Here is an 8,717-nt window from a genome sequence, read left to right as displayed (position 1 = left end):
GACAGCGACCTCGCACCGAGCTGTCCGGGCAGGTCCAACGACTCGGCCTGACCGAGCAGCCGGGTCTCGACCTCGGACAACCGGGCCAGGTCCGAGACCAACCGGGTGATCGCGGCCTCGGTCTCCTCGGCGTTCAACGACCACGCCGGGGTCTCAGCGATGGCGTCGAGCTCAGCCTCCAGGACATCGAGGCAGGCCAGGATCGGGTGACCCGTCCCGGTGCCGTCGAGGTGCCTGCTCATGACTCCATACAAGCACCTGCCACCGACACTGCCGGACAGTCAATCTGGCTCAACCATGGGGGTTGTGGACAACCACGTCATCCACAGGGCTGTGGATGATTCGTGGGTAGGCGGGGGTGTCGGAGGGTGGTTGGGTCGCCGGGTCTCGAGGTTCGTCGCTGGCGCTCCTCACACCTCGACCACCGTTGGGTCACGTGTTGAGCCGGTCGGCGGCCCGCAGGTGGTGGGCGGTGAGGGCACGCAGGGCGAGTGCGGCGAACTCCTCGGTCGTCATCGGCGCGGCCGTCTCGACGACGTACATCTCGCGATCCTCGTGGAACGATTCGGCCACGCGCGGGTCGGCAGCCAGGACGGCAAGCGTGGGATCCTCGTCCTCGTCCTCCTCGGTGGTGACCCACATGTGCTCGGTCAGCTCCGCCACCGGCATCGGGTCGAAGAGATGATCGAAGAGCGACACCTGCCGCCAGTGCGTCAGTCCCTCGGCGAGGGCGGCGGCATTGAGGACCACGACCGCGATCCCGACCCAGAACAGCCCACCCTTCTCGTCCCAGTTGAGCGCGATGAGCGCGACGCCCGCCGCCAGGGCGAGGAGTCGCATCCAGGGGCTGCGGGTCCACTCCATGGGGCAGGCTATGTCGCCGCGAGGCTTGCTGTCCCGAGGTAGCCGAAGGTCCACGGCGTCCGCGGACCGGGGAGGTACTCGGCCCGGACGTCGTCGACGACGAGGCCGGATCCCGCGACCAGGGCCGGCACGTCCCGGGTCAGGTGGCATCCGCCGGCCACCCGGCGCTGCACCGGGTCGAGCCGTCGCTGCCAGCGGGCGACGCCGTCAGTTGGCGCGAGGCCGTGCTCCAGGAACGCGAACGTGCCCCCGGGCCGCAGGACCCGCCGTACCTCTCGCATGGCCAGCGCTGGGTCCGGGATCGTGCAGAGCGTGAACGTGCACAGCACGTGGTCGTACGACGCGTCGCCCGCGTCGAGTCGCTGCCCGTCGAGACCGACCCGGTGGACGGGTACGTCGTGGCGCGCGCGACGCCGCTCCGACATCACCCAGCCCCGGTCCGACGGCTCGACCGCGTCGACGCTGACCACGGCATCGGGCAGGTGGCGCAGGTTGAGCCCTCCCCCGAACCCCAGCTCGAGCACCCTGCCACTCAGGCCGGCGCACACCTCGGCCCGTCGCTCGCCGATCTCGCGGCCCTTGAGCGCACGATCGACCAGCCCCGGCACGACGCGTTCTTCCCACCAGCCCATCGAGCCATCATGCCCCGATCGTCGCTGCGGCTGCAGCCTGGCCTCACAAAGAGCGGACGCGAGGATTTGAACCTCGACCCCTTCCCTGGAAGGGAAGCGTGCTGCAACTACACCACGTCCGCGAAGCCGGCCTCGACGAGTCCGGCACGGTCACAGTATGCCGGTCCTCCTGCCGAACGCGGCGCCCGGGTGCCGGGCATCCGCCGAGCGCCTCTCCGGTCCACCACGCTTGAGTACGACGACTCACGCGCCGTACCCGCGGCGACTCCTAGCGTCCAGACATGCTCCTCACCCACCGCCTCTTCCTGCCGTACGTCGCCTGCCTGCTCGGCACCCTGACCCTGCTCGGAGTGCTCTGCTTCCACTTCCCCCAGCAGCTCACCAGCCAGGAGTTCCGCGCCGTCTACACGACCGACTTCGCGCGCGGCCTGCTCCTCGTCGGACTCGTCGGCACGTTCCTGCTCGGCACCGCCGCCGTGCTGCGCAACCAGAGCAGGCGAGTAGCACTGACAGGCCTCGCGGCCGCGACCACAGCGGTGCTGCTCGGCGGCACCGGCATCCAGGTCGACGACGTCGACCAGTCGCCGTACTCGCTCGGCCTCGACTGGTTCGTGCTGTCGCTGTTCTTCTCGGCGCTGGTGTTCATCCCGCTCGAGCAGTACCTCGCCCGCAGGCAGACGCCCGTGCTGCGGCAGGGCTGGCGCACGGACGTGACCTACTTCTTCATGAGCCACGTGCTGGTGCAGCTGATCCTGATCCTGGTCACGGCGTCCACCTCCACCATCGCGGCGGCGATCGCCGTGCCCGGCATCAAGGACATCGTGGGCTCGCTGCCCGGCTGGGCTCAGTTCCTCCTGGCCGTCTTCGTCGCCGATCTGGCCCAGGCCACCCTGCACCGGGCCTACCACCGGGTCTCGACGCTGTGGAAGTTCCACGCGGTGCACCACTCGAGCCGCGACCTCGACTGGCTGGCCGGCTCCCGGGTCCACTTCGTGGAGACCGTCCTGACGCGCAGCATCGTGCTGCTGCCCCTGCTGGTCCTCGGCTTCTCCACGCCGGTCGTCAACGCCTACGTCATCCTCGTGGGACTCCAGGCCGTCGTGGCCCACGCGAACATCGGCGTGCGCTTCGGCTGGCTCGAGTACGTGCTGGTGCTGCCGCGCTACCACCACTGGCACCACGCGCGCCACGTCGACTACTGGGACCGCAACTACGCCATCCACCTGCCGCTCGTGGACATGCTGATGGGCAGCTTCAAGCTCCCTCGCGACGGCAGCTGGCCCGAGGAGTACGGCGTGCTCCGGCTCGAGAGCGTGCCCAACGGCATCGTGGCCCAGCACCTGATGCCGTTCCGCAGCGCTCGCGAGTACGACGACTACGTCGCGTGACGCACTGCTGACGCAGGCACCCAGCGGTCAGCGGTCAGCGGTCAACAGTCAGCGAGCGCCCTGGTCCCAGCAGCCCCGCCCCAGGCCGACCATCTCCATGCCCCGCAGGTCACCCCTGCCGAGCCGGGAGTTGGACGTCGTGGCGGTGCCGAACTTCAGCTGGTCGGACGACGAGGCGTGACCGAGACCGATCGCGTGCCCGATCTCGTGGACCATCATCTGACCCCACGTGACGGCCACGCAGGCAGTGAGTAGGAACTACCCATATCGCCCACGCCGAGCGTGCGGCACCTTGGCTCCGCTGCCCCCACGCACGCCCATCTCATCTCTCCCAGGAGTCCGCATGTCTCGTCCCCACCTTTTGCTGGCAGGCGTCACCGCCGTCGCCCTGAGCGCCGCGGCGCTCAGCAGCGTCCCCGCACCGGCGTACGCCGTCGTCGGCAGCCAGAGCGTCACGTTCACCGACTGCGACCTCGACGAGGCGAGCATCCCGACCGGCATGACGACCGACGTCACCACCACCATCAGCCTCGAGCACCCCAGCCCGGTGCCGACCAACAGCGCGCAGACGCTGTCGATGACCCTGGGCACCCTGCCGGCCGGCACCTTCCCGGAGGACCTCACCAACGCCTACGTCGCGGTCCAGGTGACCTTCGACGACGGCACCGGCGCCACGTTCACCGCGTTCGAGGAGAAGCCGCTCGTCACCTTCGACGCAGACGCGCCCCTGGCCCTGGGGGAGTTCGAGGAGGACTTCACCTACTACTACTCCGGTCTGCGCGAGTTCCGACCCAAGGAGCTCTACTTCTACGTCTACGGCGACCCCGGCGACGGCGAGGGCTCGCGCTTCTACGAGTACGAGTGCGACCAGCGCGTGAATCCGGCTTCGCTGATGACCGTGGCGATCTTCGACCCGGCAGCGCCCGCGCAGGTGACCCTCAACGAGTTCACGGGCCGCCAGGGCGGCACCGTGCTGGTCAGCGGCACCGACTTCGCCCACGAGACCCCCGACGACCCGGACGGCGACGTCACCGTCACCGTCGGCGGCCTGCCCGCGGGCAGCTTCGACGTCGATGAGACCGGCGCCTTCTCCGGGGTCCTGCAGCTGCCGGAGTTCGTCAAGCCCGGCGGTCAGGTGACCGTGCGCGCGACGTCCCAGGGCGAGGTCGCGACCACCGCCCTGAGCGTCTCCGCCAAGAAGGGGACCGTCAAGGTGTCGTCCAACAAGGTGAAGGTCGGCAAGAAGCTCACGGTCCAGGCATCCTCGTTCAAGCCCGGCGAGACCCTGAAGATCGCGCTGAGTGGCGGCAAGGGCAAGGGCAGGACGTCGTACACGAAGTCGGTCAAGGCGAACGCGTCCGGCGTGGCCGGCAAGGCGATCAAGCTGAAGAAGGCGGCCACCGGCAAGTGGAAGGTCAAGGTCACCGGGTCGGGCAGCTTCCGCGTCGGCAGCACGGGCTTCAAGGTCACGAAGTAGCCAGTCGCCGGACGTCGGGGTCGGGCAGGCAAGCTCCTGACCGACCCCGGCGCCGGTGTCCCGGTGCGCCACGGTGCCTCGGCGCCTCGGTGCGCGGGACGTCACAGTCTCGTGAGTTTCGGGAGTGTTAACAACCGCCCCTAGACTGGGCGGAGCAGAGGGTAGAGCGCGTAGAGGTGGGTCGGCGCGTCGGTTTCCGACGCACCCCGAAAGGCCCTCCGTGTCCACCCTCCTCTCCCCACCGCGCCCGGTCGGCAGCTATCGCCAGCTGCTGCGACTCGCCGGCCCCGCCTACGTGCTGGTCGCCTTCCTGGGCCGACTGCCCCTCGCGATGAGTCAGCTGGGCACCCTCCTGCTCGTCTCCAACGCGACCGGCAGCTACGGCCTCGGTGGCCTCGCGGCCGGTTCGCTGGCGGTGGCGAACGCCGTCGGCGCCCCCCTTGCCGAGTCCGTGGCCGACCGCATCGGCCAGCGACCCGTCGTCCTCGTCCAGTCGCTCCTCGGGGCCCTCGGCCTGAGCGGCCTCGTGCTGTGCGTGCACGCCGACCTCAGCTCCCAGGCCATCGTCACGATGGCCGCCGTCGCGGGCCTGATCCTGCCCCAGGTCGGCCCGCTGGCACGCGTGCGGTGGCGCCCGATCACCGCCGACTCCGACGCCCCGCAGCAGCGTCGGCTCGTCGACGCCGCGTTCTCCTACGAGGGCGCCGCCGACGAGGCCTCGTTCGCCCTCGGGCCGGCGCTCGTCGGCCTGGCTGCCGTCGCGGTCTCGCCCGGCGGAGCACTCCTGCTCGCCGCGGCCCTGCTCGCCGTCTTCGGCACGGCGTTCGCGCTGGACCCGTCCGCCCGGCTGACCCACGCGGCGCGGCTCGGCGTCGCCCGCATCGGCAGCGGCCGGTTGCTGACCGCGACGTTCGGCGTCCTCGCCCTCGGCCAGCTCTCGATCGGCATGCTCTTCGGCGGCACCCAGACCGGCGCGACGGTCCTCGCCGTCGAGGCCGGGCAGCCGGGTGTCGCGGGCCTGATCCACGCCACCCTCGGCGTCGGCAGCGCCGTCGCCGGCATCGCGACGGCGTACCTCCCGGCCCGCATCGGCCACGAGCGCCGCGCACTTGCCGCCGCCGCCGCGCTTCTCGTCCTCTCGCTCCCGCTGCTGCTCGCCGACGGACTCGTCGCGGTCATCGGGGTCGTGCTCGTGCTGGGCTGCGCCGTGGCGCCGTACATGATCGCCGTCTTCTCGCTCGCCGAGCGGGTGGTGCCCGCTCACCGCGTCGGGACGGCGATGACGCTGCTCGCCGGCTCCACCGGCATCGGGTACGCCGTGGGCTCGTCGGTCGCCGGTCGGCTCGGAGACGCCCGTGGCTCGACCGCGGCCTTCGCCGTCACGATCGGCGCCTCGGCGCTCGCCCTGACCGTGATGAGCACCCAGCAGCGGCGGCTGCGCCGCGCGGTTGCGGCGAGCCACTGAACCGGCGGCCGGACTGGGTCAGGCTGCGGAGGCGGCCTTCATCCGGCGCGCGGTCTGCTCGAGACGTGCCTGGGCGGCACGGCGCACCTTGCGACCACCGGTCGACATCTTGTAGAGCAGCGCCGCCTGCTGCGGCACGTTCTTGACCGTGGTGGTGGCCAGGAAACCGTTGGGCAGCGAGAGCCGGACGACCTTGTGCCAGGCCGAGTAGACCTGCTTGGGCAGCGAGCCCTCGACGTAGCTGAGGCCGTAGGTCTCGAAGACCGCCTTCACCTGCGGGGCGATCTCGGCGTACCGGCTGCTCGGCAGGTCGGGGAAGAGGTGGTGCTCGATCTGGTGGCTCAGGTTGCCGGTCATCAGGTGCATCGCCTTGGAGCCGGAGATGTTGGCCGAGCCGAGCATCTGGCGCAGGTACCACTCGCCGCGGGTCTCGTTGTCCGGGATCGACTTCTTCTCGAACGTCTCGACGCCCTCGGGGAAGTGACCGCACATGATCACCGAGTGCGACCACAGGTTGCGCACCAGGTTGGCGGTGAAGTTGGCCGCCAGGATCGGGACGACCGATCCGGTCGGCAACCCCAGCGCGGGATGGATCAGGTAGTCCTTCTTGGCCTGACGACGGATCTTGGCGAACGTCTTCTTCAGGTCGGACTGGAACTTCTCGCTGCGCTTCTCCTTCGGCACGGCGAGGTTCTTGCCGAGCTCGAGGTCGTAGGCGGCGATGCCGTACTCGAAGAAGCAGGCATTGATGAAGTTCCACAGCGGCTGGCCGAGGTGGAACGGCGCCCAACGCTGGTCCTCGTCGACGCGCATGATGCCGTAGCCGAGGTCGTTGTCCTTGCCGACGATGTTCGTGTAGGTGTGGTGCACCTCGTTGTGCGAGTGCTTCCACGCCTCCGCGGTCGAGGCGTTGTCCCACTCCCAGGTGGTCGAGTGGATCTTCGGGTCACGCATCCAGTCCCACTGCCCGTGCATGACGTTGTGCCCGATCTCCATGTTCTCGAGGATCTTGGCGATGCTCAGGCCGATCGTGCCCGCGATCCAGGCCGGCGGCAGGATGCTGACGGTCAGCACGGCGCGCGAGCCGAGCTCGAGCTTGCGCTGTACGTCGACCACCTTGCGGATGTAGGCGGCGTCCTTCTCGCCCCGCGCGTCGAGGATGCTCTGGCGGATCGCGTCGAGGTCGCGGCCGAGCTGCTCGATGTTCTCGGGCGTGAGGTGGCTGGTCGGGTTGACGGGCTGCTTGGTGATGACGGTCATGGTGTGGCCTTTCGTCGGGTGCGACGGGTGCGGGTCGGGTTCGGTGGTCGGCTCACGGGGTCTCGAGGCTCGGCGCTGGCGCGCCTCGCACCTCGACCACCGACAGCACTAGATGTCCAGCGAGCAAGGGCCCGCGGCGGCGTTGATGCAGGTCTGGATCGGGATGCCCTCGGGGCCGGTCTCCCCGGGCACCGCCTGGGTGATGGCGCCGTTGCGCAGGTCGCGCACCGCGCCTTCCTTGAGCGGCAGCACGCAGCCGAAGCAGACGCCGATCCGGCAGCCGCTGGGCATCAGGACCCCCGCGGACTCGCCGGCGTCGAGGAGCGGGGTGGTGCCGTCGGCCTCCGCGGTGGGGCCGGAGGTGAAGGTGACGGTGCCGCCGGCGCCGGCGTCGCCGAGGACCACCGGACGGAAGCGCTCGGTGGTGAGGTCGAGGCCGCGCTCGGCGTGGAAGGACTCCAGCGCGTCGAGCAGTCCGGCCGGCCCGCAGGCGTAGGCGAGCCGCTCGTCGAGGTCGGGCACGAGGGCGGCCAGCCCGGCCTCGGGGTGGGCCACGTCGAGCAGGCCGTCGCGGTCGTCGTACCGCTCGATCAAGCTGATGTGACCGGCCTGGGCGTGCTCACGCAGCTCGTCGCGGAAGATCGCGCTCGCCTCGCTGGCGTTGACGTGGACCAGCACGATGTCGGTCGCCGGGGCGGTCGCGCGGGAGAACAGGTTGCGCAGCATCCCGATCACCGGGGTGATCCCGGAGCCGGCGGTGACGAGCAGCAGCTTGGCCGGCAGCGGGTCGGGCAGCACGAAGTCGCCCTGCGCCGCCGCGAGCTGGAGCATCTGCCCAGGACGGGCCGAACGGACGAGGTGGTTGGACACCAGGCCGCCGGGGATCGCCTTGACCGTGATCGACAGGCAGCCGTCGCGGCGCGGGCCGTGAGTGAGGGAGTACGTGCGCCACAGGCGTACGCCGTCGACCTCGGCGCCGACGCGGACGTACTGGCCGGGCACGTGGCCGGACCAGTCCTTGCCGGGCTTGATCACGATGGTGGCCGAGTCCTCGGTCTCGGCGCGGACCTCGACGATCCGACCGCGCAGCGGCGCACCGGAGCGCAGCGGGTGGAAGACGTCCAGGACGTCGTCGAGCTCGAGCGGGGTGACGGCGGCGTCGGCCAACCGGCGCACGCGGCCACGCAGCGTCGGCCGGCTCGAGGGCGTCGCGATCCGGGGGGTCGTCACGGGGGCCTTGACGGTCGAGGCGTCCTCAGCGCCCGGAGCGGCTGCCTGACGCGGTACGGCGGTCGTGGTCATGACTCCAGTGTGCTGGATCAGGAGGATAAACTCCTGTGCATCACACGTGAATGACCCAGCACTAATTGTTCGGAGGAGACAAAAATGGCCGCACCGACCGGTTCTGGCGCCCAGGCACCCCTCGCCCTGCCCGCCGAGGCGGAGGCGGAGATCCGCGCCGCCCTGCCCGGCATCGCCGAGGACGTCGTCGCGGTGATCATCGAGGAGGTCCCCAGCTATGCCGACGCGTTCACCGGCCGAATGGGCGAGACGATCCGCGGCGCCGTCCAGGTGGCGCTCGGCGCGTTCCTCTCGCTGGCGACCGGCCGCGCGGGTGCGGACCCCCGCAC

Annotated in this window: 9 protein-coding genes, 1 tRNA gene and 1 pseudogene; 4 read left to right on the top strand and 7 right to left on the bottom strand. The window is 70.4% G+C overall.

From position 1 onward, the window contains the following. The 4 genes from Q1K33_RS20120 to Q1K33_RS20105 all read right to left on the bottom strand — a co-directional run. A partial coding sequence (locus tag Q1K33_RS20120; protein WP_300406610.1) for a hypothetical protein occupies nt 1-242 on the bottom strand: 242 nt, incomplete at its 3' end. 190 nt (nt 243-432) lie between these two features. Beyond that, nucleotides 433-864 carry a hypothetical protein gene (locus tag Q1K33_RS20115; protein WP_300406608.1) on the bottom strand — a complete coding sequence of 144 codons (432 nt, stop codon included), beginning with the start codon at nt 862-864 and terminating at the stop codon, nt 433-435. An 8-nt stretch (nt 865-872) separates the two neighbouring features. Further along, nucleotides 873-1,496: a class I SAM-dependent methyltransferase gene (locus tag Q1K33_RS20110; protein ID WP_300406606.1), complete on the bottom strand. Its 624-nt coding sequence runs from the start codon at nt 1,494-1,496 to the stop codon at nt 873-875. A gap of 51 nt (nt 1,497-1,547) precedes the next feature. Further along, a tRNA-Gly gene (locus tag Q1K33_RS20105) sits at nt 1,548-1,618 on the bottom strand. 159 nt (nt 1,619-1,777) lie between these two features. Between Q1K33_RS20105 and Q1K33_RS20100 the strand changes: the two genes are divergently transcribed. Beyond that, nucleotides 1,778-2,884 (top strand): sterol desaturase family protein, encoded by a 1,107-nt coding sequence (locus Q1K33_RS20100; protein ID WP_300406605.1) that lies wholly within the window; start codon nt 1,778-1,780, stop codon nt 2,882-2,884. Nucleotides 2,885-2,932: 48 nt separating this feature from the next. Here the strand turns inward: Q1K33_RS20100 and Q1K33_RS20095 are convergent, their stop codons facing one another. Further along, complete coding sequence (locus tag Q1K33_RS20095) at nt 2,933-3,124, bottom strand: matrixin family metalloprotease (RefSeq protein ID WP_300406603.1); 192 nt, start codon at nt 3,122-3,124, stop codon at nt 2,933-2,935. Nucleotides 3,125-3,227: 103 nt separating this feature from the next. On the opposite strand from Q1K33_RS20095, the gene Q1K33_RS20090 reads away from it, so the two are divergent. After that, nucleotides 3,228-4,361 carry a hypothetical protein gene (locus Q1K33_RS20090; protein ID WP_300406601.1) on the top strand — a complete coding sequence of 378 codons (1,134 nt, stop codon included), beginning with the start codon at nt 3,228-3,230 and terminating at the stop codon, nt 4,359-4,361. Nucleotides 4,362-4,581: 220 nt separating this feature from the next. Beyond that, nucleotides 4,582-5,826, top strand: coding sequence for an MFS transporter (locus Q1K33_RS20085; protein WP_300406600.1), 1,245 nt, complete (start codon nt 4,582-4,584; stop codon nt 5,824-5,826). Between the two features lie 18 nt (nt 5,827-5,844). On the opposite strand, the gene Q1K33_RS20080 is transcribed toward Q1K33_RS20085, so the two are convergent. After that, complete coding sequence (locus Q1K33_RS20080) at nt 5,845-7,086, bottom strand: acyl-CoA desaturase (protein ID WP_300406598.1); 1,242 nt, start codon at nt 7,084-7,086, stop codon at nt 5,845-5,847. A 108-nt stretch (nt 7,087-7,194) separates the two neighbouring features. Further along, nucleotides 7,195-8,388: a ferredoxin reductase gene (locus Q1K33_RS20075; RefSeq protein ID WP_300406596.1), complete on the bottom strand. Its 1,194-nt coding sequence runs from the start codon at nt 8,386-8,388 to the stop codon at nt 7,195-7,197. A gap of 84 nt (nt 8,389-8,472) precedes the next feature. Here Q1K33_RS20075 and Q1K33_RS20070 point away from each other — a divergent pair. Then, nucleotides 8,473-8,717 (top strand): annotated as a pseudogene (locus Q1K33_RS20070) (PucR family transcriptional regulator); the annotation flags it as partial.

The sequence above is a fragment of the Nocardioides sp. genome, assembly GCF_029937575.1.
Lineage (GTDB): Bacteria > Actinomycetota > Actinomycetes > Propionibacteriales > Nocardioidaceae > Nocardioides.
This window is presented reverse-complemented; position numbering and strand designations above follow the sequence as displayed.

What these genes read in the sequence shown, in the direction of transcription:
- Q1K33_RS20115 (WP_300406608.1), bottom strand. Translation starts at nt 864, where the DNA reads ATGGAGTGGACCCGCAGCCCCTGGATGCGACTCCTCGCCCTGGCGGCG.
- Q1K33_RS20090 (WP_300406601.1), top strand. Translation starts at nt 3,228, where the DNA reads ATGTCTCGTCCCCACCTTTTGCTGGCAGGCGTCACCGCCGTCGCCCTG.
- Q1K33_RS20110 (WP_300406606.1), bottom strand. Translation starts at nt 1,496, where the DNA reads ATGGGCTGGTGGGAAGAACGCGTCGTGCCGGGGCTGGTCGATCGTGCG.
- Q1K33_RS20080 (WP_300406598.1), bottom strand. Translation starts at nt 7,086, where the DNA reads ATGACCGTCATCACCAAGCAGCCCGTCAACCCGACCAGCCACCTCACG.
- Q1K33_RS20075 (WP_300406596.1), bottom strand. Translation starts at nt 8,388, where the DNA reads ATGACCACGACCGCCGTACCGCGTCAGGCAGCCGCTCCGGGCGCTGAG.
- Q1K33_RS20100 (WP_300406605.1), top strand. Translation starts at nt 1,778, where the DNA reads ATGCTCCTCACCCACCGCCTCTTCCTGCCGTACGTCGCCTGCCTGCTC.